Annotated in this window: 28 protein-coding genes; 20 read left to right on the top strand and 8 right to left on the bottom strand. The window is 66.7% G+C overall.

What is annotated here, in order from left to right; translation table 11 throughout:
- Nucleotides 1-64: 64 nt before the first annotated feature.
- Together R2733_23735 and R2733_23730 are read left to right on the top strand one after the other, a co-directional pair.
- Nucleotides 65-454: a hypothetical protein gene (locus tag R2733_23735; protein MEZ5379533.1), complete on the top strand. Its 390-nt coding sequence runs from the start codon at nucleotides 65-67 to the stop codon at nucleotides 452-454.
- A complete protein-coding gene (locus R2733_23730; protein MEZ5379532.1) occupies nucleotides 444-1,280 on the top strand; it encodes a SigB/SigF/SigG family RNA polymerase sigma factor in 837 nt (278 codons plus the stop codon). The genes R2733_23735 and R2733_23730 overlap by 11 nt, the downstream gene beginning before the upstream one ends.
- 12 nt (nucleotides 1,281-1,292) lie before the next feature.
- Here R2733_23730 and R2733_23725 read toward each other — a convergent pair whose 3' ends face one another.
- The 5 genes from R2733_23725 to R2733_23705 all read right to left on the bottom strand — a co-directional run bounded on the left by R2733_23725 (nucleotide 1,293) and on the right by R2733_23705 (nucleotide 4,266).
- Entirely contained in the window at nucleotides 1,293-1,592 is a 300-nt protein-coding gene (locus R2733_23725) for an STAS domain-containing protein (protein MEZ5379531.1), read from the bottom strand.
- A 95-nt stretch (nucleotides 1,593-1,687) separates the two neighbouring features.
- Nucleotides 1,688-1,978: a glutaredoxin domain-containing protein gene (locus tag R2733_23720; GenBank protein ID MEZ5379530.1), complete on the bottom strand. Its 291-nt coding sequence runs from the start codon at nucleotides 1,976-1,978 to the stop codon at nucleotides 1,688-1,690.
- Between the two features lie 28 nt (nucleotides 1,979-2,006).
- Nucleotides 2,007-2,558 (bottom strand): hypothetical protein, encoded by a 552-nt coding sequence (locus R2733_23715; protein ID MEZ5379529.1) that lies wholly within the window; start codon nucleotides 2,556-2,558, stop codon nucleotides 2,007-2,009.
- Between the two features lie 5 nt (nucleotides 2,559-2,563).
- Nucleotides 2,564-3,082 (bottom strand): NUDIX hydrolase, encoded by a 519-nt coding sequence (locus tag R2733_23710; protein ID MEZ5379528.1) that lies wholly within the window; start codon nucleotides 3,080-3,082, stop codon nucleotides 2,564-2,566.
- Complete coding sequence (locus tag R2733_23705) at nucleotides 3,079-4,266, bottom strand: MFS transporter (protein MEZ5379527.1); 1,188 nt, start codon at nucleotides 4,264-4,266, stop codon at nucleotides 3,079-3,081. Before R2733_23705 ends, R2733_23710 begins: the two co-directional genes overlap by 4 nt.
- 36 nt (nucleotides 4,267-4,302) lie before the next feature.
- On the opposite strand from R2733_23705, the gene R2733_23700 reads away from it, so the two are divergent.
- The 10 genes from R2733_23700 (at nucleotide 4,303) to R2733_23655 (ending at nucleotide 11,237) form a co-directional block, all read left to right on the top strand.
- The gene (locus tag R2733_23700; protein ID MEZ5379526.1) at nucleotides 4,303-4,956 is read left to right on the top strand and encodes a dienelactone hydrolase family protein; all 654 of its coding nucleotides are present in this window, start codon (nucleotides 4,303-4,305) and stop codon (nucleotides 4,954-4,956) included.
- Between the two features lie 33 nt (nucleotides 4,957-4,989).
- Nucleotides 4,990-5,391, top strand: a complete 402-nt coding sequence (locus R2733_23695; protein MEZ5379525.1) for a RidA family protein — start codon at nucleotides 4,990-4,992, stop codon at nucleotides 5,389-5,391.
- Nucleotides 5,392-5,473: 82 nt separating this feature from the next.
- Complete coding sequence (gene mobB / locus R2733_23690) at nucleotides 5,474-5,956, top strand: molybdopterin-guanine dinucleotide biosynthesis protein B (protein MEZ5379524.1); 483 nt, start codon at nucleotides 5,474-5,476, stop codon at nucleotides 5,954-5,956.
- A 19-nt stretch (nucleotides 5,957-5,975) separates the two neighbouring features.
- A complete protein-coding gene (locus R2733_23685; GenBank protein MEZ5379523.1) occupies nucleotides 5,976-6,680 on the top strand; it encodes an SOS response-associated peptidase in 705 nt (234 codons plus the stop codon).
- Nucleotides 6,677-8,161: a DUF2079 domain-containing protein gene (locus R2733_23680; GenBank protein ID MEZ5379522.1), complete on the top strand. Its 1,485-nt coding sequence runs from the start codon at nucleotides 6,677-6,679 to the stop codon at nucleotides 8,159-8,161. The genes R2733_23685 and R2733_23680 overlap by 4 nt, the downstream gene beginning before the upstream one ends.
- Complete coding sequence (locus R2733_23675) at nucleotides 8,158-8,793, top strand: CDP-alcohol phosphatidyltransferase family protein (protein MEZ5379521.1); 636 nt, start codon at nucleotides 8,158-8,160, stop codon at nucleotides 8,791-8,793. The genes R2733_23680 and R2733_23675 overlap by 4 nt, the downstream gene beginning before the upstream one ends.
- 10 nt (nucleotides 8,794-8,803) lie before the next feature.
- On the top strand, nucleotides 8,804-9,187 hold the full coding sequence (gene gcvH / locus R2733_23670; GenBank protein MEZ5379520.1) for a glycine cleavage system protein GcvH: 384 nt from the start codon (nucleotides 8,804-8,806) through the stop codon (nucleotides 9,185-9,187).
- 2 nt (nucleotides 9,188-9,189) lie between these two features.
- Nucleotides 9,190-9,678 (top strand): FHA domain-containing protein, encoded by a 489-nt coding sequence (locus R2733_23665; GenBank protein MEZ5379519.1) that lies wholly within the window; start codon nucleotides 9,190-9,192, stop codon nucleotides 9,676-9,678.
- Entirely contained in the window at nucleotides 9,678-10,661 is a 984-nt protein-coding gene (locus tag R2733_23660; GenBank protein ID MEZ5379518.1) for a MerR family transcriptional regulator, read from the top strand. Before R2733_23665 ends, R2733_23660 begins: the two co-directional genes overlap by 1 nt.
- A 78-nt stretch (nucleotides 10,662-10,739) precedes the next feature.
- Nucleotides 10,740-11,237 (top strand): bifunctional nuclease family protein, encoded by a 498-nt coding sequence (locus R2733_23655; GenBank protein MEZ5379517.1) that lies wholly within the window; start codon nucleotides 10,740-10,742, stop codon nucleotides 11,235-11,237.
- A gap of 4 nt (nucleotides 11,238-11,241) precedes the next feature.
- On the opposite strand, the gene R2733_23650 is transcribed toward R2733_23655, so the two are convergent.
- Nucleotides 11,242-12,270 (bottom strand): phosphotransferase, encoded by a 1,029-nt coding sequence (locus R2733_23650; protein MEZ5379516.1) that lies wholly within the window; start codon nucleotides 12,268-12,270, stop codon nucleotides 11,242-11,244.
- 249 nt (nucleotides 12,271-12,519) lie between these two features.
- Between R2733_23650 and R2733_23645 the strand changes: the two genes are divergently transcribed.
- Nucleotides 12,520-12,969, top strand: a complete 450-nt coding sequence (locus R2733_23645) for a MerR family transcriptional regulator (protein MEZ5379515.1) — start codon at nucleotides 12,520-12,522, stop codon at nucleotides 12,967-12,969.
- A 38-nt stretch (nucleotides 12,970-13,007) separates the two neighbouring features.
- Here R2733_23645 and R2733_23640 read toward each other — a convergent pair whose 3' ends face one another.
- On the bottom strand, nucleotides 13,008-14,456 hold the full coding sequence (locus tag R2733_23640) for a sensor domain-containing diguanylate cyclase (protein MEZ5379514.1): 1,449 nt from the start codon (nucleotides 14,454-14,456) through the stop codon (nucleotides 13,008-13,010).
- Nucleotides 14,457-14,584: 128 nt separating this feature from the next.
- Nucleotides 14,585-15,289, bottom strand: a complete 705-nt coding sequence (locus R2733_23635; protein MEZ5379513.1) for a histidine phosphatase family protein — start codon at nucleotides 15,287-15,289, stop codon at nucleotides 14,585-14,587.
- Between the two features lie 184 nt (nucleotides 15,290-15,473).
- On the opposite strand from R2733_23635, the gene R2733_23630 reads away from it, so the two are divergent.
- The 7 genes from R2733_23630 to pafA all read left to right on the top strand — a co-directional run bounded on the left by R2733_23630 (nucleotide 15,474) and on the right by pafA (nucleotide 24,003).
- Nucleotides 15,474-17,564, top strand: coding sequence for a S9 family peptidase (locus tag R2733_23630; GenBank protein ID MEZ5379512.1), 2,091 nt, complete (start codon nucleotides 15,474-15,476; stop codon nucleotides 17,562-17,564).
- A 123-nt stretch (nucleotides 17,565-17,687) separates the two neighbouring features.
- Nucleotides 17,688-19,400 (top strand): proteasome ATPase, encoded by a 1,713-nt coding sequence (gene arc, locus R2733_23625; GenBank protein MEZ5379511.1) that lies wholly within the window; start codon nucleotides 17,688-17,690, stop codon nucleotides 19,398-19,400.
- 3 nt (nucleotides 19,401-19,403) lie between these two features.
- On the top strand, nucleotides 19,404-20,909 hold the full coding sequence (gene dop, locus R2733_23620) for a depupylase/deamidase Dop (protein ID MEZ5379510.1): 1,506 nt from the start codon (nucleotides 19,404-19,406) through the stop codon (nucleotides 20,907-20,909).
- A 1-nt stretch (nucleotide 20,910) separates the two neighbouring features.
- Nucleotides 20,911-21,105 (top strand): ubiquitin-like protein Pup, encoded by a 195-nt coding sequence (locus tag R2733_23615; protein MEZ5379509.1) that lies wholly within the window; start codon nucleotides 20,911-20,913, stop codon nucleotides 21,103-21,105.
- Between the two features lie 58 nt (nucleotides 21,106-21,163).
- The gene (gene prcB / locus R2733_23610) at nucleotides 21,164-21,961 is read left to right on the top strand and encodes a proteasome subunit beta (GenBank protein MEZ5379508.1); all 798 of its coding nucleotides are present in this window, start codon (nucleotides 21,164-21,166) and stop codon (nucleotides 21,959-21,961) included.
- Between the two features lie 3 nt (nucleotides 21,962-21,964).
- Nucleotides 21,965-22,642 carry a proteasome subunit alpha gene (prcA, locus tag R2733_23605; protein MEZ5379507.1) on the top strand — a complete coding sequence of 226 codons (678 nt, stop codon included), beginning with the start codon at nucleotides 21,965-21,967 and terminating at the stop codon, nucleotides 22,640-22,642.
- Complete coding sequence (gene pafA / locus R2733_23600) at nucleotides 22,642-24,003, top strand: Pup--protein ligase (protein ID MEZ5379506.1); 1,362 nt, start codon at nucleotides 22,642-22,644, stop codon at nucleotides 24,001-24,003. The genes prcA and pafA overlap by 1 nt, the downstream gene beginning before the upstream one ends.
- The last annotated feature ends 2 nt before the right edge of the window (nucleotides 24,004-24,005 follow it).

Here is a 24,005-nt window from a genome sequence, read left to right as displayed (position 1 = left end):
CGAAACGATATGTTTGCGCGTGAGCGCGGTCGGGGAGAAGCACAACCATGAATGGATCGAGCGAATGAACGAGACGCAAGAGCTGCTCACGATCGAGTTCCCGGCGAGGTCCCGATTCCTGAGTCTGGCTCGTCTGAACGCAGCGTCGATGGCGGCGGCCGGAGGGTTCGACGTGGAAGAACTCGACGACATCCGACTGGCCGTGGGTGAAGCGATCGGCTGGTTGCTGCTCGACGACGCCGCTGGCGGCAAGGTCACGATCATCTACGAGGCCGACGGAGGCGAGTTCTGTCTGCGGGCGAGCCGCCGAGGTGACGCCCTGCCAGTCCGCGAGCCGGACGATCTGGTCGATGCGATCCTGGCGGCCATTCTCGACTCGCACGAGCTCGGCACCCGGCCTGACGGCGAGCGATGGGTGGAACTGCGCAAGGAACGAGACCTCGTTGGCAACTGAGCGCGACAGCGCAGCTGGCGACGGCGCGGCTGGCGGTACGGCACGCGACAGCGCTGTTGGCGAGTCATCGGCGACGGCAGCTCGCGATGCGGAGCGTGAGCGGCTGTTCCTCGAGCTGCGAGAGACCGGCTCCCAGGACGTGCGGAATCGCCTCGTCGAGAGCTACGCCCCGCTCGTGGTCTACTTCGCCAAGCGGTACAGCAATCGCGGCGTGCCCGACGAAGATCTTCGCCAGACCGCCCAGCTGGCGTGTGTCAAGGCCGTCGATCGCTTCGATCCGACCCTGGGAATCAAGTTCTCGACGTTCGCTGGTCGCACGATCGAGGGGGAACTCAAACGGTACTTCCGTGACAAGACCTGGGCGGTGCGGGTGCCGCGCAGCTTGCAGGAACGTAGCGCGGAAGTCCGCAAGACCATCGATGCGATGTCGGCTGATCTCGGCCGTCCGCCGTCGGTCCAGGAGCTGGCCGAGCGGACCGGCTACTCCGACGACGAGATCATCGAGGCGCTCGACGTACAGACCGCCTATCGGGCCTCCAGCATCGATCTGCCGGCGGGGACGAAGGACGACGGTCCAGGGCACGCGCTCGCCGCTCGGCTGGGCGAGACCGACGGCGGTTTCCACCAGGCCGAGGTGTCGATGGCGGTCCAGTCGCTCATCGAGAAGTTGCCCGACCGCGAGCGCGAAATCATCGAGCTCCGGTTCTTCGGCGGCCTCAAACAGCAGGAGATCGCCGACCGCATGGGCATCAGCCAGATGCACGTCTCACGTCTGCTCCGCCGGGCGTTGGATCAGATGCGGGTCTACCTGCCGGCTGGTGACTGAGGTGGGTGCGGTCTAGGCCGGATCGAGGCCGAAGATCTCGAGCAGGCCGACGATGCCGAGCACTCGCTTGACCGGTGTGGAGGGATTGGTGATCGACACCGTGCCCTCGGGGTTCTGCTCTCGGAGCCGGATCAGGGCCGAGATACCCGCCGAGTCGAGGAACGACACCCCGCTCATGTCGAGTACGAGCCCGCCAGGGCCGGGTTCGACCTTGGCCAGTTCTTCGAGCACGCCGTCGCTGTGGTGGGCATCGAACTCACCCTGGAGCACCGCCACCGTGACGCCGTCTTCTGTTCGTGCGGAAACGTCCATCTCTCACCTCTGCGTCGATCGACAGGTTATAGCGTTCTCAGCAGGTCAACGCCACACCCCTACGGCTGGACGTGGTGAGCTGGCTGGGGGAGCGGTCAGGCGTCGCGGTCGGTCGTTGCGACCCCTTGGTTCGAGGCCAGAGCGAGGACCTCGTCGAGCGAGGGGTTGACCAGGCCGACGTCCCCGATCTGGACGGTCGGGACAGTTTCGTTGCCGTTGGCGAACGACCGGACCGTCGCTGCTGCTTCGGGGCTGTCCCAGATGTTGACCAGCCGGTGGGGCACGTCGGCACGATCGAGTTGTGAGCGAAGCGAGCTGCAGAACCCGCAGCCCGGCCGCCAGTACACGATGATGTCGTCGGCCGTCGTCGGCGATGGTGAGGTCATGTTCGCTCCAACACCGGGTTCCCGCTGGTCATTCCCGGTGGGCATCCTCTCCCCGGTGGGCTCCCTCGTTGGGACGCCCGGTGCGCGCCACCGCCACGGCGGCAGCCACCACCACGAGTGCCGACACCACGTGGACCGTCAACAGGCGTTGCACGGTGTCGACCTCGATGACGCTCGAGTCGATGAGTACGAAATCGACGGTGTTGCCGAACACCCACCGGTAGCCGCGGATGTCGTCGCCGCTGGTCACGGCGAAAAGCGCCAACTGGTCCCACCCGAGGAGGGAACCGGTGATCAGCGAGACCACCAGGCCGAGCACCGAGACCACGAGGCCGAGCACTCGACGAGCGGTGTGATCGGCTCGGCCCGGTCCCATCAGCGCGAGCACTCCTGAGGCGACGACGGCCTGGGCTGCGATGGCGACGGCGACCAGGTGGGTGATGATCAACGCTCGACTCAGTCCGCTCGATCCGGGGCGGTAGGTGATGAACAGGCCGATCCCGGTGAGGACGACCACGGTGAAGGCCCCGATGAACGCCCGGCGAACCCAACGAGTCGCACGAGGAAACGGTCTCGCCACGTCGCTCAGCGGAGTCTCGAGCGGAGCTGGAGATACCGCTCGGCGTCGGCGCCGATGTGGCCGAGGAGGCGAGCGATGCGTTCGTCGCCCCCGGATCGTCGAGCGATGGCTTCGGGGGTGAAGGTGGCGGCGTACTCGTCGGGCAGGACCCATCGGTGGTTCGTGTGCTCGTGGCTGATCGCGACCTCGCCATCACCGACGATCGGACCGCAGAAGCTGAGCTGGAGCATGTCGCGCCCATACACCCACATGGGGTAGCAGCCGACCATCGTCGGCGGTCCGGCCAGCTCGAAACCGGCCTCCTCCCGGAGTTCGCGCACCGCCGCCTCGAAGGGATGTTCACCGGGGTCGACAAGTCCGCCAGGCAGGAAATACGTGCCGGCCATGGCGGTTCCTTCGGCCCGCTGGAGGAGGAGGATGGCGCCATCGGCCCGCTCGGCGTAGACCGCCGTTGCCAGCGCGAAGGTGGGGAGGTGGAGCTCGGTCTCGTAGACCGGGTCGAGCGGATCGTCGGCTGCCGTCATCGTCGAGACGGTAGCCGAGCGGGACGGCCCGCCAGCCACGTTGCGATGGTCGCCAGGCCCGCCGCAGTGATGACGATCAGCGAAACCCAGCGCCGTTCGCCGGTGCGCTCGGCGACGACCCCGGCGGCAACCGGACCGGTCGACCCGACCAGGAGGAGCACCGAGCCGTAGAACCCCATCGTGGCGCCGAGCTGACGCCGATCGAACAGCTCTTCGGACTTCATGCCCTGGAGCGGACTGAATGCACCGATGCCGAACCCGGCGACGGCAGCGAAGACGATGGCGACCACGAACGTGCCGGCGACCGACACCAGCGCGCCGCCTGCGCCGATTGCGGCGAAGGCGAGCATGAGGGAACGATCCGAGCCCAACCGATCGACGATCGGTGCGAGCGGCACCCGGCCGCCGATCTGGGCGAAGCCACGGAGTCCGGCCATCGTGGCGGCGGTCGTTGCCGACAGCCCCGCCGTCGTCATGATGGGCACCTGGTAGACGAGCAGGGTCGACATGGCGATGCCGCCGAAGGCGACGGCGGCAGTGAAGAGGCGGGGACCGCGCTCGCCGACGGTGGCTCGGATCACGTCGCGAAGCGGCAGGGGGGTGGCGTCGGTCTCGTCGTCGGGCACGGCGGGAAGGCCGAGGCCGGCGAGCACGAGAACGGTACCCGCCAGGACGGCGAGGATCCGGACGGTGGTGCGCCAGTCGGTCGTGTCGACCAGCCAGGCCGTCAACGGCAGGAAGGTGGCGGAGGCGAACGCACCCCACATGGTGAGCACGGCGATTGCCCGGGTCGGTTGGTCCGGGTTGAGCCGCACCGCCGTGGTCATGGTGACGTGGTAGAACGCGAGCGAGCCGAACGTGCCGAGTCCGATGGTTGCGCCGAGGAAGAACACCGGCAGGTGGTGGGCGAACGACGCGAGCGCCAGCCCCGCCGCGCCCACGAGTCCGGCCAGGCACAGCACCAGACGGTGGCCCACTCGGTCGAGAAGGCGTCCGCCGCCGAGTGAGAAGCACCCGATCGCCACGGTGCCGGCCGAAAACGATGCGGCGAGCGACGATTCGTTCCATCCGGTGTCGAGCCGGATCGGGTCGAGCAGGACGCCGAACGCGTAGTACCACGAGCCGTACGAACAGATCGTCACGAGGCCGAGCACGGCGATACTGCGATGGTCGATACGGCTCACGGCGACATCTTGCCGGGTGAGGTGCCAGGATGTGGCATGACCACCTTGACAGCAGCAGACGGCCACACCTTCGATGCCTACGAAACCGGCGAGGGAAGCAAGGGCATCGTCGTCGTCCAAGAGATCTTCGGCGTGAATCCTCACATTCGATCGGTCGCCGATCGTGCAGCACAGGCCGGGTACCGCGCCATCGCACCGGCGTTCTTCGACCGGGTCGAGCGAGGCGTCGAACTCGGCTACGACGGCGACGGCATGAAGGCCGGCGTGGGGTACGCCTCGCAGCTCGACTGGGCCAACACCATGACCGATCTCACTGCGGCCATCGAGCATCTGCGCTCCGAGGGTGTCACCAGCGTTGGCGTCGTCGGCTTCTGTTGGGGCGGCACGACCTCGTGGCTCGCGGCGTCGAGCGCTCCGGTGCAAGCGGCCGTCGGCTACTACGGGGGTGGTGTCATCGGCATGATCGACAAGGCCCCGCAGGTGCCGACGATGCTGCACTTCGGCGCGCTGGATGCCCACATCCCACTCGACGGCGTCCAGCGGGTGGCCGAGGCCCACCCCGACGTGCCCGTGCACATCTACGACGACGCCGACCACGGGTTCCACTGCGACGCCCGGGCGTCCTACCACGAAGCCTCGGCCAAGCTTGCGTGGCAGCGCACCCTCGACTTCTTCGCCGAAAACCTCTGAGCATCGGATGACTCACGTGCGAGCATGCTCGCCATGAACCGACGCCACATCAGCCAGGGCAGTACCTTCGAACGCGACATCGGCTACTCACGCGCCGTTGTCGATGGTCGTTGGGTGTTCGTCAGTGGAACGACCGGGTTCGACTACTCGTCGATGACGATCGCCGACGACATCGTGAGCCAGGTCGAGCAGACGCTCGCGAACATCGACGCGGCGCTCGTCGCGGCCGGAGCGTGCGCGGCCGACGTCGTCCGGGTCCACTACCTGCTGCCCGACGCCTCCGACTTCGAGGCCTGCTGGCCGGCGCTGCGATCCTACTTCGCCGAGGCAAAGCCGGCGGCCACGATGATGGTCGTCGGCCTGGCCGACGAGCGGATGAAGATCGAGATCGAGGTGACGGCGCTCACGCCGGAATCAGCATCGGTATCGAGGTGACGGCGCTCACGCCGGAACGAGCATCGGTATCGAGGTGACGGCACTCACGCCGGAACGAGCATTGGTGTAGTACAACCAGGCCGTGCTGCGACCCCCCGATCCTTCCGATCTCCCTCCGATGGTGTCGTTCGTTGCACCGTCGGGCACCGGCAAGACCACACTGGTCGAAGCGGTGGTGGCCTCGCTCATCTCGCGGGGACACCGCGTCGGCGCGGTCAAGCACGATGCCCATCGGATTGAACTCGACACCGAGGGCAAGGACTCCTGGCGGCTGCGCCAGGCCGGCGCGGAAACCCTCCTCGTCGGAGCGAATCAGCTGGCGTGGATGAGCGATGCGTCGACGCCGCCGGCGCTCGATGAGCTGGTACGTCTCTTCTTCGCCGACCACGACCTCGTGATCGTCGAGGGCTATCGATCGGCGGGGCTGCCGACGATCATCGTCGAACGCCCCGAGGTCGGCGATCCGACCTGGCGACGGCCCGACGAAGCCCTCGTGATCGCCACGGTGCATCCGAGTGAGGTGGACCGAGCGGTGGCGCTGGTCGAGCAGCGTGCCCGCTCCTGACAGCAGGTACGGTGGACGCATGTGTGGCCGCTTCGTGTCGGCGTCACCCCCCGATGAGATCGCTCGCTATTTCGGGGCCGTGCCGCCAGAAACCACGTTGGAGGAGAACTACAACGTGGCGCCCACCAACGAGGTGTACGCCGTCCGTGCCGACCACGGTCACCGATCGGTCGCGTTGCTCCGCTGGGGTTTGGTCCCGCCGTGGGCCGACGACCTCAAGATCGGGTCCAGGATGATCAACGCCCGGTCCGAGACCGTCGCCTCCAAGCCGGCGTTTCGTAAGGCCTACGCCCAGCGCCGCTGCCTGATCCCGGCCGACGCCTTCTACGAGTGGCAGAAGGTCCCGGGCCAGAAGGCAAAGCAGCCGTATCTGATCAGTCGGGTCGACGAGGAGCCGCTCGTGTTCGCCGGGCTCTGGGAACGGTGGGCGCCGAAGGACGACAACGGGCAGTGGCTGAACGACCAACGGGTCGAGAGCTGCACGATCATGACGACCGCCGCCAACGCCACGATGGCGGCGATCCACGACCGGATGCCGGTCATGATTCCTGCCGTGCGATGGGACGACTGGCTCGACCCCGACACCGACCTCGAAGCGTTGTCCGACCTCCTCGTGCCGGGCCCCGAGGGCCTGTTGCAGCTGCGGGCCATCACGACGGCGGTGAACAACGTGCGGAACAACGGGCCGCAGCTCATGGACGAAGCTCCGCCCGCGGGCTCATGAGCGAACTCTCCTTCCAACGCCGATTTCGGCGTCAGTTGGTGCGCCTCCAGGCTCGCCTCGAGGCCGGCACCGGCGACCGATGGATCCCGCCGGTCGTGGCGCTGCTGCTCTCGGCGGTGCTCACGAGTCTGTCGGTGGCGCGTGTGCGTGGCGTCGACGCCGGGATCGACCTGGCCGGCTACGCCCAGGCCCTCTGGTTGCTCGGCGAGGGCAAGCTGCCACAGGCCTCGCTGTTCGGCGACGGTGTGCACCTGTTGGGGGTGCACTGGTCGTTCGTCGTCTATCCGCTCGCGCTACCGGCCAAGCTGGCGTCGACGGCCACTGTGCTCGTGGTGGCCCAGTCGATCGCCCTCGGGCTCGGGGTGATCCCGCTGTGGCGACTGGCGCGCCGGGTGGCCAACGTGCGTGTCGGTGCCTCGGTCGCGCTGGTCGTGGCGTATGCGTTCTACCCCGCAGTCCACGAGCTGGCGCTCGACGACTTCCATCCCGAGGCCTTCGCCGTGCCGGGTCTCATCGCCATGGTCTACCTGGGAGCAGTGAAGAACTGGGTGGGCTACTGGGCGTGCGTTATGTTCGTGCTCGCCTGCCGCGCCGATCTCGGCCTGGCCGTTGCGCTCTGGGGATTCGTCCTGCTCAGCGAGGGCAAGCGCCGCCCTGGCCTCTGGACGATCGGTGTCGGTACGTTCTGGGCGCTCGGTCTGCTCCTGGTGGTGCAGCCGGTGCTGTCCGGTTCGGTGGTCCGCCAGTACGGCACCTACGGCGACTCCCTCGGTGAGGCGATCATCCAGATGGTCACGCACCCGATCGAACTGCTGAGCGATCTCACCTCGCAATCCAATGTGACGATCCTCGTCGGCCTGTTGGCACCGGTGATCTTCCTGCCGCTGCTGTCGTTGCGGCATCTCGCCCCGGCCCTGCCTCTCGGCGCCCTCTACCTCGTCACCGCCGACGGCGACGCCGCCTTCTCCGAGCGGTACGGCCTGTTGACGGCGTTCGTGTTCATCGCCTCGACGTTTGCGCTCGCTCGCCTCGGCACCATGGGGGTCGACCGGGTGTTCGTCGACATTCGCCTGCTGTTGTCGTTGGTCGCGGCATCGATCCTGTTGTTCATCAACGATGCACCCTCGTCGCCCTATAGCGAACCGTGGTCCTGGTCCGAGCAGACCGCAACCGACCGCTCGATCACCGAGGCGGTGGCGCTGCTCACGAGCGACGATGCCGTGCGGACCACGCCCTCGGCCGTCGCTCCCCTGGCCGAGAGGTCGTGGCTGCACGTGCTCGACACCTCCCAACAGCCGCAGATCCTCAGCGCCGTCTACCAGGTGCGGGCCGTGTTGATCGTCGAGGACGACCTTCCACCGCTGCCCGACGACGATCGGGTGATCCAGAGGGAGAGCTTCGATGCCGGCATGCGGACCCAGGGGTACGACCTGATCTACTCCGACGTGACCAACGGCGTCTTGCTGTACTACCGGCCATGACCACACCAGGGGAGCGGCCCACCTCGTCAGCGTTGTCGTTCATGGGGCCTCTGACGGTGCGCGACCTGGCCACGGTGCCGAACCTGATCACGTTCGTGCGGTTGTTGATGATCCCGGTCTTCGTGTGGCTGTTGTTCGGGCGCGACGACCGCGGTGGCGCGGCCTGGTTGTTGGCTGCGCTGGGTTCGACCGATTGGGTCGATGGCTGGTTCGCCCGTCGCTTCGCCCAAGTCAGTGAGTTCGGCAAGCTGTTCGACCCGCTGGTCGACCGACTGATGTTCTTGGTGGCCATCCCATGCCTGCTGATCGACGGCTCGGTTCCGATCGTGGTCGCCGTCTTGGCGCTGGCTCGTGAAGGCATCGTCGCGCTGGCGGCGCTGGTCCTGGCGAAGGCGGGCGTTCCCCGATTCGATGTCACCTGGGAAGGCAAGACCGGCGCGTTCCTGCTGATGTTTGCCTTCCCACTGTTCCTCGGGTCCAACTCCGAACTCTCCTACGCCGATTGGTTGGGCCCCCTCGCCTGGCTCTTCGCCGTTCCGGGACTGGGCTACAGCTACTACTCGGTGCTGTTCCAGTACCTGCCCATGACCCGGGCAGGATGGCTTCGCGCTCACTCCGACACGATGCGCTAGCGTGGGCCGTATGAACGTGCCTGATGATCTTCGGTATTCCTCCGACCACGAGTGGGTTCGTGCAGAAGCCGACGGCCGAGTTCGTGTCGGGATCACCGATTACGCCCAGGATCACCTCGGCGAGGTCGTCTTCGTCGAGCTTCCCGAGGTCGGAGCGGCGCACACTGCGGGGTCGGCGGTGGGCGAGGTCGAGTCGACCAAGTCGGTGTCGGAGATCTACACCCCGCTCAACGGCACGGTCGTCGAGGTCAACACCGAGTTGGTCGACGCTCCGGAGCGTCTCAACGAAGACCCCTACGGTGACGGCTGGATCTGCGTGATCGAGCTGGCCGACGACGCCGACCTGTCGGCCCTGCTCGATGCCGAGGCATATCGCTCACTCACCGAGGGCTGAGGGTGGCAGTGGACAGCGTCTGCACGCACTGCAACTACGACAATCCGATCGGCGCCAACTTCTGCATGTCGTGCGGCAAGCAGCTGTCGCGCCCCCAGTTCCAGGAACACACCGCAAGCCTCGACGCCACCGGCCCAACGGCGATCACCCCCGACTCGGTGGCCGATGCGCAGGCCCAGGCCGAACGAGTGCAGGCGATGTTCGTGGTGCGGGTCGGTAGCAAGCGAGGCAGCCGCATCGCGCTCGACGCCGATCTGATCACCATCGGTCGCCATCCCGACAGCGACATCTTCCTCGACGACATCACGGTGTCCCGGCGCCACGCCGAGGTCCGTCGAGCCAACGGCGGCTTCGAGGTCGTCGACGCCGGCAGCCTCAATGGCACCTACATCAACAAGGAACTGATCGAGCAGGGCCCGCTCAGCGACGGCGACGAACTCCAGGTCGGCAAGTTCAAGCTCGTGTATCTCGAACTCGGAGCCGATGATTGATGGGCGACGGCGAGTACTGGTCGATCGGTGAGGTGCTGTCGCTCCTGCAGGACGAGTTTCCGGAGATCACCATCTCGAAGATCCGGTTCCTCGAGAGTCAGGGTCTGATCGAACCGGAGCGCACCCCGTCTGGCTACCGCCGCTTCTACCAGAGCGACTTCGACCTGCTCCAGTGGATCCTGATCCAACAGCGCGATCACTACCTGCCGCTCAAGGTGATCCGCGACCGCATCAAGTCGGGCGACACCGAACAGGGATTGCTCGACTTCAGCGGTGCCAACGGCGACCACCCGCCGGCATCCACGCGGGCAGAGGCCGAGCCTTCGCCAGGCGGCGAGGTGGCTCCGAAGCGGCCGAGTCCGGTGGCGCCCGACGTCGTCCCGCTCTCGTCGGAGTCGGCGGTCGCCACCAACGCCAACGCCACCTCCGGCGCCGAGCCAGACGCAGGGGCGACATCACCGGTCGAGGTGTCCGGCGACAACGGCGAGACCGATCCGACCACCGAGTCGGCGGCAGCCGACGCGGCGCCAATGGCACCGTCGATCGCCGACGAATCTGATGCCGGCGAGCCCACGGTGGTGGTCGACGAGCCGGTGGCGCCGCTCGCGCTGACACGAGACGAGCTGTCGGAGTCGTCGGGGTGTTCGGTCAAGATGCTCGCCGATCTCGAGCGCTACGGGCTCGTGAAGGGGCGCAAGGCGGGTCCCACCGTGCTCTATGACAACACGGCGCTGCTCATCGCTCGCATCGCCGCCCAGTTCGCCGCCTTCGGACTCGAGCCTCGCCACCTTCGCACGTTCCTGATCGGCGCCGAGCGAGAGATGGGTTTGGTCCACCAGGTCGTGGAGCCGATGCTGCACCGGCGCGATGCCGAGACCCGTCGCAAGGCGCACGAGACCCTCGACGATCTCACCGATCTCGCCGGAAGCTTGCGTTCGATCCTGATGCGCCAGGCCGCCGAGGAACTCCTCCCGAAGCACTGATCGGTTCGGCGGGCGCCGAGGTCATGAACGGTGCGAGTCGACGGGGTGACTCGGCGTGGCGTCGACTACGGTGTCGCCATGACGGTCGAAATGGAATTGGTCGGCGTCCGCGTCCAGATGCCCACCAATGCACCCATCCTCCTGCTGCGTGAAGCCACCGGCACGAGGCGGACGGTTCCCATCTACATCGGCGGGCCCGAGGCCCACGCCATCGATCTCGCCCTCTCCGGCCAGCCCACGCCTCGGCCGATGACCCACGACCTGTTCGTGACCGTCATCGATGGTCTGGGCGCCACCCTCGACCACGTGGTGGTCACCGAACTGCGGCAGGGCACGTACTACGCAGAAATCGTGCTGCGGGTCGGTGACGGCAGTGAGCACCGGTTCTCGGCCCGCACGTCGGATGCGGTTGCACTCGCCGTTCGCGCCCACGCGCCGATCCTCGCCAACGAGGCGCTGGTCGACGAAGCAGGCATCGACGAAGAACCCGACGAGAGCGAAGACGAGGCCGAGCAGATGGTCGAGGAGCTCCGCAAGTTCCTCGATCAGGCCAATCCCGACGACTTCAAATCTTGAGCAGCTAGCAGTCGATCAGACCGACGAGATCGAGATCGAGTACGGCCTGGGCGATACGGCGCAGGCTGGTCGCGATGAACGCCGTGGTGCGAGCATCGACCGCCTGGCGTTGCGCGAGGAACAGCACAGCCAACGCCGGCAAGGCGAAGCCGGCCCGTAGGGAATCGTGGTCGATCTCGATGCCGGCCGCCGCACCATAGGTGGCCAGCGCGTCGTGCTCGACGGTACGGCGGGTGGCCGGTTCGAGGCTGGTGGCCAGCATCCACGCCAGGTCGCCGACGCCGGGCTGCTGCGCGATCTGCTGCCAATCGAAGAACACCGGCTGGCCATCGTCGGGACGGAAGACCAGGTTGTCGGCCCGGGGATCACCGTGGCACAGCACCGATGGTCCAGCGTCGGCGAAGCGCGCCGCGACTGCGTCCTGCGCATCGACCAGCCGCGTGAAGGCCGCGAGCTCGCCGGGGCTCACCGTGTCAGACCAACGATCAGCGAGCGTCGCCAGGCCGAGCCGGAGTGCACCTGGGTCGAGGCCGGCCACCGTATTGCTTCGCACGCCGCTGACCGTTGCCCCGTCGTTGGTCGCTGACTTGTCGTCGGTTGCCACTGTCGGTCGGCTGCTGCGGTGGAGCCGACCGAGCGCGGCGGCGATCGCGACGGCGTCGTCGGGGGACAGCCCGTCGAGTTGATCGACGATGCGGTGCGCCGAGAGGTCCTCGAGCACGAGCGCAGGGCCGAGTGGGTCATCGATCACGGCGTGGCACGTCGGTGCGTGCACGTCGAGGTGGGGGAGAAGCTGGCGGTACGCCAGTGCCTCGCGGTCGTACGCCCCACTCCGTCGGGCGGCATCACCATTGGGGCCCTCGACGCCGAGCTTGACCGCGATCGACACGGGTCCGCCACCGGCACTCGGTTCGAACTCCACGCGGTAGACCTCACTGAAGACCCCGCGCCCTCGGTTGAGATCCTCGACGGAGCGGATCGTGCGATCGGGGAAAGTGGCGGTGGCGGCCGATCGGGCTCGCTGCATGGTCATGGGGCTCTCGGCGTGGGTCTCGGTGCGTCGGTTGGGTTCGCAGTGCGGCGGAGTTACTGGTGTTGCTGTGGTCGGGAGAACACGAGTAGTGGCAGGTCACGCGCGGTTCGCGCGAACGGTCCTTGACCCGGTCTCGACCTCACTTTAAGGTTTCCCCTGGTTGCACTGTCGTAATTACGGGCGCGTGACACATCGATCGCGCCGGCCGGGCGAAGGGCCCGACGACACCAACTCGAGGAGGTTTGGCCGGTGCCGGTCGAAGACAGTTTCAGTGGGAAGCGCACAGCCGAGATCGTTGGCATCACGTACCGCCAGCTCGACTACTGGGCGCGCACCGATCTGATCAAGCCGTCGATCGCCGAGGCCCACGGCTCGGGTTCACGTCGTCGCTATTCCTACCGCGACCTGCTCGAGCTGAAGGTCGTGAAGACTCTGCTCGACGCAGGCATCCGGCTCGAATCGGTCCGCGAGGCGTTCGCCTTCCTCCGCAACCAACTCGGCGAAGACGTCGCTTCGGCCAACCTCGTGATCAACGGCGCCAATTCGGTCGTCATCAGCTCCGGCGACGAGCTCATCGAGCTGCTGCAGCGAGGCCAGGGTGTGCTGAACATCCTGCCGATGGCCGGCGTGAAGGAAGAGATCGACGCCGCCATCGTGCAGCTTCGTTTGCCGTTGCCGGGAGCGCAGCGAGCGTCGTAGCCGCTGCTCGCTCGGTGGGCCGTTTGCGGCTGGTCGGCTCAGCTCGCGGCGTCGTCGACGGTCAGTCCCGGACGCCACAACTGCGCCTGGTTCTTGCCTTTCGCCTTGGCTCGATACAGCGCTCGGTCGGCTCGCTCGAAGGTCTCCTCCGAGGGGTGATCGGCCTCGTGCAGGGCGACACCGGCGCTGAGTGTGGTGCCGTGTGCCTGGTGTTCCCAGCCGAGGAGCACACGGTTGGCGACCGTGAGGGGATCGGCGAAGGCTCGTCGGGCAACGATCAAGAACTCGTCGCCGCCGAGGCGAGCTGAGGTGTCGGAGTCACGCAGCGTCTCTTGCAGATGCCGACTGAGCGCCTGGAGGACGAGGTCACCGGCAGGATGGCCCTGGGTGTCGTTGATGGTCTTGAACCCGTCGAGGTCGAGCAGGATCAGAGCGTCGCCGGGCTGGAGCGCCCGGAGCAGTGCTTCAGCGTGGCGACGGTTGCCGATGCCCGTGAGTTCGTCGCGGGTCGTCGCCCGGTTGAGCTCGTCGATGACGAAGAGGTGCTCGATCGCGATGGCGATCTGCACGGCGAAGAGGCGGGCCAGTTCGAGCGTGAACTCCGGGTCGGTCGTGGCGATCGGGTAGACGAGGACCGCGCCGGCGGGCGCCTCGGCCGCCGGAAGAGGGAGCACGAGCATGGTGCCGTTGGTCTCGGTGGGGATGAACTCGGGCTGGTCGCCGGTGACGGCCTTGGCGACGAGCTGGGAGGCGAGCGGACCCGGCGCATTGTTGGTGGTCGCCCCGACGCTCACCGGGATCAGCGAACCCTGGGTGTCTCGGAGTACGACGGTGGCCCGCTCGACGTCGAAGATCTCGGTGGCGGCCGCAGCCACCTGGTGGGCCGCCTGTTCGAGCGAACCGGGCTGGCGGAAGCGGCGCAGGACGTCTTCGAGTTGTCCGAGCCGCTGAAGGCGGGTGTCGCCCTGCGAGCCTGATCGGGTGACCCGGTCGACGAGCGCAGAGACGACCTCTGCCGCCAGCGCGCCGGCCGGTACCGCAACGAGTGGAAGGGCGAGCGACAGCCGATCCGACTCACGCCAGTAGGCGAGGAGAAGGGTGAGGAGGAGCACTGGGCTGAGCCCGAGCGACAGGCCCGGGGCAGACACGAAGCCGACGAACCCCAGGATCAGCGCAGCGATGACCGTGAGGCCGACCGGGGCGTAGCGAGTGCTGGCCGCGCCGCCCACCGTGATGGCGCCGACGAGTGCGATCGTGGCGACGGCGGCAGGGAGCAAGCGGATCCAGGGATTGTCGATGTTCTCCCACGGGATGAAGGCCGCGACGACGGCGGTCAACGCCAGGGCGATGGCGATCAGCGTGAGTGCGGCGGACGCGCTGGTGGAACCCGATCTCGCAGCGAGATCGAGTAACGCCAAGAGCGCTGAACCACCGAGCAACACCGCCGCTGCTACTCGATAGCGCTTTCCCCACAGAGATTCCGCCATGTCCTTCTTCCCGCGGCCACGGACCGTGCCCAGGACCGTACCCTAGGTGAGTCTGCGACGGAAGGATGCCCTGCTGGGTGGATTCCCCGCCGTGGAGATGTGCTCACCCATCCGACCGTCGGCCCTGATCAGGTCGGGGGTTCGGCGTCGGCGGTGAGGGGTCCCGTGTGGGCAGCGTCGTTGAACGATCGGACCACCCACGGTCCAGCCGGATCGACCACGAGCATCGAGATGGCGCCATTGCGGCAGCCGGCGAACGTGAAGGCGTCGGTGCCGGTGGCATGCCCGAGGAGGGCGCCGACCACGCCGCCGTGGCAGGCGACCACGACGAGCTGATCGGGATGGCGAGACGTGATCGCCTCGATGGCGCCGACCGTGCGCCGGGTGAAGATCTCGTTGGTCTCGGCTCCGGGGATCTCGCCCCACTCGCGGCGCTCCCGCATGCGGACCGTGGCCGGGTGGCCCTCGGCGGCCATCTGCCGGAACCGTCCGCCCTCGCCCTCACCGAGGTGGACCTCTCGCAGATCGGCTTCGATCGCGATGTCGAGACCGAGCAATGCCGACAGCGGCGAGACCGTCTGCACGGTGCGCTGGAGCGACGACGCGTAGACGGCGTCGATCGGCTCATCTCGCAAGCGCTCGGCGACCCGCTCGGCCTGGAACCGCCCCAGCGGTGACAGAGGGGGATCGCCCTGGCCGTCGACCAGCGGGAAGGGTGTGCCCTCGACGAACGGGGCCGACTGGCCGTGGCGGACGAGCACGATCTGGCACGCCCCAGGTGGCGGCTGGAAGAAGGTCTGGGGATAGGACTTGGGTTCGGGTGTCGTCGTCACCCCGCCGAAGCTAGTCGCCACCCCCACCGATCCCGAACTGTGCGTCATTCTCACCGCGAATCCCGTTCTGTGCGTCACAGTTCCCGCGAGCGGGAAGTTTGGCGCACAGTTCGGAGAAAGCGAGGTGTTTGACGCACAGAACGGGTCTGGCCGCCATGCCAGGGCCTCCCGCTAGCCTCCGGCCATGGAATCCGAGCAGGCGCAAGCACCCCGGGCCGAGGCGCGTCCGACCGAACGAGTGCTGTGGGGTGAGACCGTGGTCGACGACTACGCGTGGATGCGCGAGAAGTCGCCCGAAGTCACCACCCACCTCGAGGCCGAGAACGCCTACGTCGACGCCATGCTCGGCTCCACCGCCGAGCTCCAGCAGCGCATCTTCGACGAGATCAAGCAGCGGGTGAAGGAGACCGACCTGTCGGTGCCGGTCCGCAAGGACGGATGGTCGTACTACACCCGCACCGTCGAGGGCGATCAATACGCCATCCACTGCCGCCGCCCCATCGTCGACGAGGCCGACGCGTCCGAGGCAGGCGAGGGCGACGAGCAGATCCTGCTCGATGAGAACGTCGAAGCCGGCGACGCCGAGTACTTCGAGGTCGGCGTGTTCGAGGTGTCGATCGATCACCGCCTGCTCGCCTGGGCCGACGATCTGACCGGCGACGAACTCTTCACCCTGCGCTTCCGCGATCTCACCACCGGCGAGGACCTGCCAGACCGGATCGAGGGGGTCACCTACGGCAGCGCCTGGGCGGGCGATCATCGGACCTTCTTCTACGTCAAGCCCGACGACGCCATGCGACCGTTCCAGGTGTGGCGCCATGTCCTCGGTACTGCGGTCGACGACGACGTCTGCGTCTTCACTGAAGACGACGAGCGCTTCTTCGCTTCGGTGGGCCGCGACAAGGACGACTCCTTCATCCACATCGGTGTGTCGTCGGCGATCACCGACGAGACCTGGCTGTTGCCCGCCGACGATCCCACCGGCGAACTCCGAATCGTCACACCTCGCCGTGACGGCATCGAATACGGCGTCATGCACCGCAACGGCGAGCTGGTCATCCACACCAACGACGGTGCCGAGAACTTCCGGATCATGACCACGTCGCTCGACTCGACGGGCCACGAGTCGTGGGTCGAACTCGTGCCCGAGCGAGACGATGTCATGGTGAGCGGGTTCGACTCGCTGGGCGACTACCTGGTGCTGTTCGAACGGGCCGAAGGGCTGACTCGGCTGGCGGTCCGCCGCTGGAGCGATGGCGAAACCTGGGTGCTCGACCAACCCGAGGCCGTGTACTCGGTCTGGGCCGGCGCCAACGTCGAGGTCGACACCAGCGTGCTGCGCTACGGGTACACCTCGATGGTGTCGCCGCCGTCGGTGTTCACCATCGACCTCGACACGGGTGCGCGCACCTTGCTCAAGCAGTCGGAGGTTCTCGGCGGTTACGACTCCGACGACTACGAGACCTGGCGGAGCTGGGCCACCGCCGGCGACGGCGCTCGCATCCCGATCAGTCTCGTTCGTCGGCGGGGGAGCGGTGAGCACGGCCCGCAGCCGTGTGTCCTCTATGCCTACGGCGCCTACGAGGCGTCGATGGACCCCAGCTTCTCGGTCGCTCGGCTCTCTCTGCTCGACCGCGGCTTCGTCTTCGCCATCGCCCACGTCCGTGGTGGCGGCGAGATGGGCCGCCGCTGGTACCTCGGCGGCAAATTCGAGCACAAGGTCAACACGTTCACCGACACCGTGGCGAGCGCCGAACATCTCGTTGCCGAGGGGTTCACCACGCCGGCCCAACTGGCGGTGCGAGGCGGCTCGGCCGGCGGGCTGCTCGTCGGCTCGGTGATCAACCTTGCGCCCGAGTTGTTCGGGGCGGCGGTGGCGCAGGTGCCGTTCGTCGACAACATCAACACGATGCTCGATCCGAGCCTGCCGCTCACCGTCACCGAATGGGAGGAGTGGGGGAACCCGGCCAAGAGCGAGGCGATCTACCGAGCGATGCGGGCGTACAGCCCGTATGAGAACGTGAGCAACCTTCCCTACCCGGCCGTCTTCGCGACCGCAGGGCTGAGCGACCCTCGAGTTGGGTTCTGGGAACCGGCGAAGTGGGTGCAGCGGTTGCGGAAGCACACCACCAGCGGCGCGCCGGTCCTGCTCTGGACCGATCTGGGCGCCGGTCATGGCGGCCCGTCGGGTCGCTACGACTCGTGGCGTGACGAGGCCCGAACGCTGGCGTTCATCATCGACACCGTGGGATCGGCCGAGCCGGGGCCACGGTGAAACCCTCAGCCCGTTCCTTCGTCGGCCGATGAGGCGTGTAGGGTCCGTCTGTCGGATGCAGCAGGAGGTAGTGCCGTCAACAAGTCAGAGTACGAGCGCCGCCTGACCGCCTACGAAAGCGGAATGGCCGAGCTGCAGGTGCAGCTCAAGGCAATGGAGGAAGAGGTCATCACTCTTCGCCGTCGCCTCCAAGACGCGCCGAAGCGGGTCCGAACGTTGGAAGAGCGGTTGCTCGACACCAAGGGCCAACTCGCCCAAGCCGTCAGCCAGAACGAGAAGTTGACCTACACGCTGCGAGAGGCGCGAACACATCGCCGCGCTGCGAGAAGAGGTCGAGAAGCTCACGCTTCCCCCTCCGCGTACGGCACCTTTCTCGGCATCAACGCCGACGACCAATCGGCCGACGTCTTCACCAGCGGTCGCAAGATGCGAGTCGAACTGAGTCCCGCCATCGACCGGTCGACGCTCGAGCGGGGCAACGAGGTCGTCCTCAACGAGTCGCTGAACATCGTGAAGGTCCGTGGGCCGGAACGCTCGGGCGAGGTCGTCGCCGTCAAGGAGATGATCGACGACGGCAACCGCGCCATCATCATCGGCCGGGCCGACGAGGAGCGCGTCGTCGAGCTGGCCGAGCACCTCAAGGGCACGCTCGTACGGGCCGGCGACTCCATGCTGCTCGAACCCCGCGCCTCACTGTTGATCGAGAAGCTCCCCAAGCTCGAAGTCGAAGAACTCGTGCTCGAGGAAGTCCCCGATGTCAGCTACGACGACATCGGCGGTCTCGACGACCAGATCGAGATGATCGTCGATGCGGTCGAGCTTCCGTTCCTGCACGCCGACCTCTACGCCGAACATCAGCTGCCTGCACCCAAGGGCATCCTGCTCTATGGACCCCCGGGTTGTGGCAAGACCCTCATTGCGAAGGCCGTCGCCGCGTCGTTGGCCAAGAAGGTCGCCGAGGCCTCCGGCGCCGGCGAAGCCAGGAGCTACTTCCTCAACATCAAGGGCCCGGAGCTGCTCAACAAGTACGTGGGCGAGACCGAGCGCCAGATCCGCCTCATCTTCCAGCGGGCTCGTGAGAAGTCCGAAGAGGGCATGCCGGTCATCATCTTCTTCGACGAGATGGAATCGCTGTTCCGTACCCGCGGCAGCGGCATCAGCTCCGACATCGAATCCACCATCGTGCCGCAGCTGCTGGCCGAGATCGACGGTGTCGAAACCTTGAAGAACACCATCGTCATCGGCGCCTCCAACCGGGAAGACCTCATCGACCCGGCCATCCTGCGACCGGGCCGCCTCGACGTGAAGATCAAGATCGAGCGCCCCGAGGAAACGGCCGCCACCTCGATCTTCGCTCGCTACCTCACCAACGATCTCCCGATCCACGCCTCCGAGATCGAGGCCGAGGGCAACATCGACGCCGCCGTCGACTCGATGGTCGCCAAGGCGGTCGAGCACATGTACCGCCGCGACGACGACACCCGGTTCCTCGAGGTCACCTATCAGAACGGCGACAAGGAAACGCTGTATTTCCGGGACTTCTCGTCGGGTGCCATGATCGAGAACGTCGTGCGACGAGCCAAGAAACTGGCCATCAAGCGGTTCCTCGACGTCGGTGAGCGAGGCATCAAGGCCGAAGACCTCGTTGCCTCGATCAGCCAGGAGTTCAAGGAGCACGAAGACCTCCCGAACACGACGAACCCCGACGACTGGGCCAAGATCTCGGGCAAGAAGGGCGAGCGCATCGTGTATGTCCGCACGCTGGTCGGCAAGAACGGCGGTGACAAGACCGGCGGCCGCACCATCGAGCAGGTCGCGACCGGTCAGTACCTGTAGCGCATGGCCGTCCCCAAGATCGTCGGAATCGAGACCGAGTTCGGGATCATGGTCCGCGGCACCAACGACTGGAACCCGGTCTCGGCGTCGTCGGTCCTCATCAACGCCTACATCGGGTCGGCCACCGGCTCGCTCGGCGAACGTTCGGCTCCGGTCGCCTGGGACTTCATCGACGAGACCCCGGGCGCCGACGCCCGCGATGCGATGGCGCTCGAATTCGCCATGCCGCCCGAGGTCGAAACGCATCTGGTGAATGCGGTCCTCACCAATGGCGCTCGGTACTACGTCGACCACGCCCACCCCGAGCTGTCGACACCGGAGTGCAAGGACGCCCTCTCGGTCGTCGTGTTCGACCGGGCCGCCGAGATGATCGCCGCGGACTCCATGGAGCGGGTCCGCCAGGTGCTGCCGCCGGGGCAGGAGATCATCCTCTACAAGGACAACTCCGACCGCAAGGGCAATGCCTACGGCTGCCACGAGAACTACTTGCTCGACCGGTCGTTGCCGTTCGGCCAGATCATCCAGGGTGCCACCCTGCACTTCGTCACCCGCCAGATCTTCACCGGATCGGGCAAGGTCGGCAGCGAGCTGCCCGACGCCCGCATCGACTACCAGCTCACCCAGCGGGCCGAACACTTCGAGGAAGAAGTCGGGCTCGAAACCACGCTGAAGCGACCGATCGTCAACACCCGAGACGAGCCGCACGCCGACTCCACCCGCTACCGGCGGCTGCACGTCATCGCCGGCGACGCCAACATGAGCCAAGTGGCCACCTTCTTGAAGGTCGGCACCAGCGCCGTGGTGTTCGCCATGCTCGAGGACCACGCGCTCGACCGTCTCCCCACCTTCCTCGACCCGGTGCGCACGATGCACCAGGTCAGCCACGACCTGTCGTTGCGAGCGCCGCTGCGCCTCTCCGACGGCACCACCGCCACCGCCATCGAGCTGCAGGCCGACCTGCTCGATCAGGCCAAGGTCTGGGCCGACAAGTACGGCCTCGAGTCGGTCGGTGGCGACGACGTCGGCACGATGATCCTCGACCGCTGGGAGCAGGTCCTCACCGGGCTCGAGCGTGATCCGATGGAGGTGGCGGGCCAAGTGGACTGGGTGGCCAAGCTCCGGCTCATCGACGGGTTCCGCGAACGTCACGACGCCCGGTGGGACGACCCACGGCTTCGGGCGCTCGACCTTCAGTACCACGACCTACGCCCCGAGAAGTCGTTGGCGGCGCGTGCCGGCCTGGAGACGATCGTCGACGATGCCGATGCCCGTCACGGGCGCACCGAACCCCCCACCGACACCCGGGCGTACTTCCGGGGGCGCTGTCTCGCCAAGTACCCCGACAACGTCGTTGCGGCCAACTGGGATTCGATGGTGTTCGACACTGGCGCCGAGCCGCTGCGACGGGTTCCCATGCTGGAACCGCTTCGCGGTACCGTGGACCACGTTGGTGCGCTCATCGATTCGAGCGACACCGCCAAGGAACTTCTCGAGAAACTGGGGGCCTGACATGGCCGAACGTGAGCAGATCAAGCGGACCGCTCCTCGCCCGAGCGAAGAGGTCGCCGAGCAGGCACCGGCCGCGAGCGAGGCCGGCGAGAAACTCAAGTCCGATCTCGACGACCTCCTCGACGAGATCGACGAAGTGCTCGAGACCAACGCCGAGGACTTCGTGAAGAGCTACATCCAAAAGGGTGGCCAGTAGCCGAGCCGGGCGGCAACCGAGTCGGTTGGCGCAGGTCGAGGAGGGATAACGTAGGGCCATGACTTTGCCCCTGTTCAGCACGTCGGACGATCCTGGTCCGAGCTTTGCTGGTCTGCTGCAGCGCGTCGGGGTCGATCCCGGCTACAAGATCGCTGCTGCGGCCGGCGACGAGCTCGACATCAGCCACGGCACCACGGTCGTTGCGGTCAAGTTCGACGGGGGCGTCGTGATCGGTGGCGACCGCCGGGCGACTGCCGGCAACCTGATCAGCCACCGCACGATGGAGAAGGTCTTTCCCGCCGATCGCTGGTCGGGCGTCGCCATCGCCGGCGCCGCCGGCCCGGCGATCGAGATGGTCAAGATGTTCCAACTCCAACTCGAGCACTACGAGAAGGTCGAGGGTCACGCCCTGTCGCTCGAGGGCAAGGCCAACCAGCTGTCGGGCATGGTCCGCAACCATCTGCCTGCTGCCATGCAGGGCCTCGCCGTGGTCCCGCTGTTCGCCGGCTACGACCGCCGCCGCCGTAAGGGCCGGCTGTTCGCCTACGACGTCACCGGCGGGCGCTACGAAGAAGAGAACTACGTGGCCTCGGGGTCCGGTTCGCTCCACGCCCGCACCGTCATCAAGATGGGCCATCGAGAGGCCATGGCCTCGGTCGACGCGTCGGTCGACCTGTTGCTGAAAGCGTTGTTCACTGCGGCCGACGAAGACTCCGCCACCGGCGGCCCTGACGCCATGCGTGGCATCTACCCGATCATCGCCACCATCACCGAAGACGGCTACCAGCGCCTCGACGACGACGTCCTCGCCCAGCGCTTCGCCGCCATCGTGGCCGATCTCACCGAGAGGGACTGAGCCATGAACATGCCGTTCTACGTTGCGCCCGAGCAGGTCATGAAGGACCGGGCCGACTACGCCCAGAAGGGCATCGCTCGAGGTCGCAGTCTGGTCGCCATCGAGTTCGACCAGGGCATCTTGCTCTGCGCCGAGAACCCCTCGCGCAACCTGCGCAAGATCTCCGAGATCTACGACCGCATCGCGTTCGCCGGCGTCGGTCGCTACAACGAGTACGACCAGCTGCGCATCGCCGGGATCCGCCACGCCGATCTCAAGGGGTACACCTACAGCCGCGACGACGTCGACTCCCAGGCGCTCGCCAACCAGTACGCCCAGATGCTCGGGCAGATCTTCACCCATGAGATGAAGCCGCTCGAGGTCGAGATCCTCGTCGTCGCCATCGGCTACGTGCCCGACGGCGATCGTCTGTTCCACATCCGCTACGACGGTTCGGTCACCGACGAAGACGTCTTCGTCGCCCTCGGCGGCGATGCCGAGGCGATCCGCCAGCGCCTCGCCGCCGCCGACCTTGCGAACCTCGATGAGTCGGGGGCGGCCAAGGCCGCTGTCGCGGCCCTCGCCGGCCCCGACCGCGAACTGGCCCCCGACGAGATCGAACTCGCCGTGCTCGACCGGCGAGACGAAGGGCGATGCTTCCGTCGCCTCACCAGCGACGACACGAGGGCACTGCTCGGCTGATGTACCAGAAGCGGATCTACGGCATCGAGACCGAATACGGCGTCACCTGCACCCTCCGCGGCCAGCGCCGACTCAGTCCCGATGAAGTGGCTCGCTATCTGTTCCGTCGCGTGGTGTCGTGGGGCCGCTCATCGAACGTGTTCCTGGTCAACGGAGCACGGCTCTATCTCGACGTCGGCTCACACCCCGAATACGCCACCGCCGAGTGCGACACGATCGGCGACGTCGTGGTGCACGACAAGGCCGGGGAGCGAATCCTCGAACAGCTGCTCGACTCGGCCGAGGAACGGCTGCAAGACGAGGGCATCCGGGGCACCATCCATCTGTTCAAGAACAACACCGACTCGGCGGGCAACTCCTATGGTTGCCACGAGAACTACCTCACCACTCGCAGCGACGAGATGGGCCACTACGCCGAGGTGCTCATCCCGTTCCTCGTGTCGCGCCAGATCTACGCCGGTGCCGGCAAGGTGTTGCACACCGCCCGAGGCTCGGTCTTCGCCGTCAGTCAGCGGGCCGAACACATCTGGGAAGGGGTGTCGTCGGCCACCACGCGGAGCCGACCCATCATCAACACTCGAGACGAACCGCACGCCGATGCTGAACACTTCCGGCGCCTGCACGTGATCGTCGGCGACTCCAACATGAGCGAGTACACGACCTTCCTGAAGGTCGGGGCCATGGCGATCCTGCTGCGCATGGTCGAAGACCCGGCGTGTGTGTTGCGAGACATGACCCTCGAGAACCCGATCCGGGCGATCCGTGAGATCTCGCACGACCTCACCCTCCAACGCAAGGTGCGATTGGCGAACGGCCGCGAGGTGTCGGCCTTCGACATCCAGTCCGAGTATCTGCAACGAGCGCTGCGGTACGCCGACACCAAGGGCTTCCCCGACGACGAGATGAAGGCGTTGGGCATGTGGGAACACGTGATGACCCAACTCGAGTCCGATCCGTTCAAGCTCGACCGAGAGCTCGACTGGGTGATCAAGCACAACCTGATCGAGGCGTATCGGGCCAAGCACGGGCTCGGCCTCGACGACGCCCGGGTGCAGCTGCTCGACCTGCAGTACCACGACGTCCGGCGCAGTCAGGGCATCTTCTACCGGATGCAGGATCGGGGACTGCTCGAGCGGACGCTGACCGACGACCAGATGCTCGACGCCATCGACACCCCGCCCCAGACCACACGAGCCAAACTCCGTGGCGACTTCATTCGCCGGGCCAAGGAGCAGAAGCGGGACTACACCGTCGACTGGGTCCATCTGAAGCTGAACGACCAGGCGCAGCGCACCGTGTTGTGCAAGGACCCGTTCAAGTACGAAGACGAGCGCGTGGCCAAGCTCATCGACTCGCTGTAGGC

Source organism: Acidimicrobiales bacterium (genome assembly GCA_041394265.1).
Lineage (GTDB): Bacteria > Actinomycetota > Acidimicrobiia > Acidimicrobiales > SZUA-35 > JBBQUN01.
This window is presented reverse-complemented; position numbering and strand designations above follow the sequence as displayed.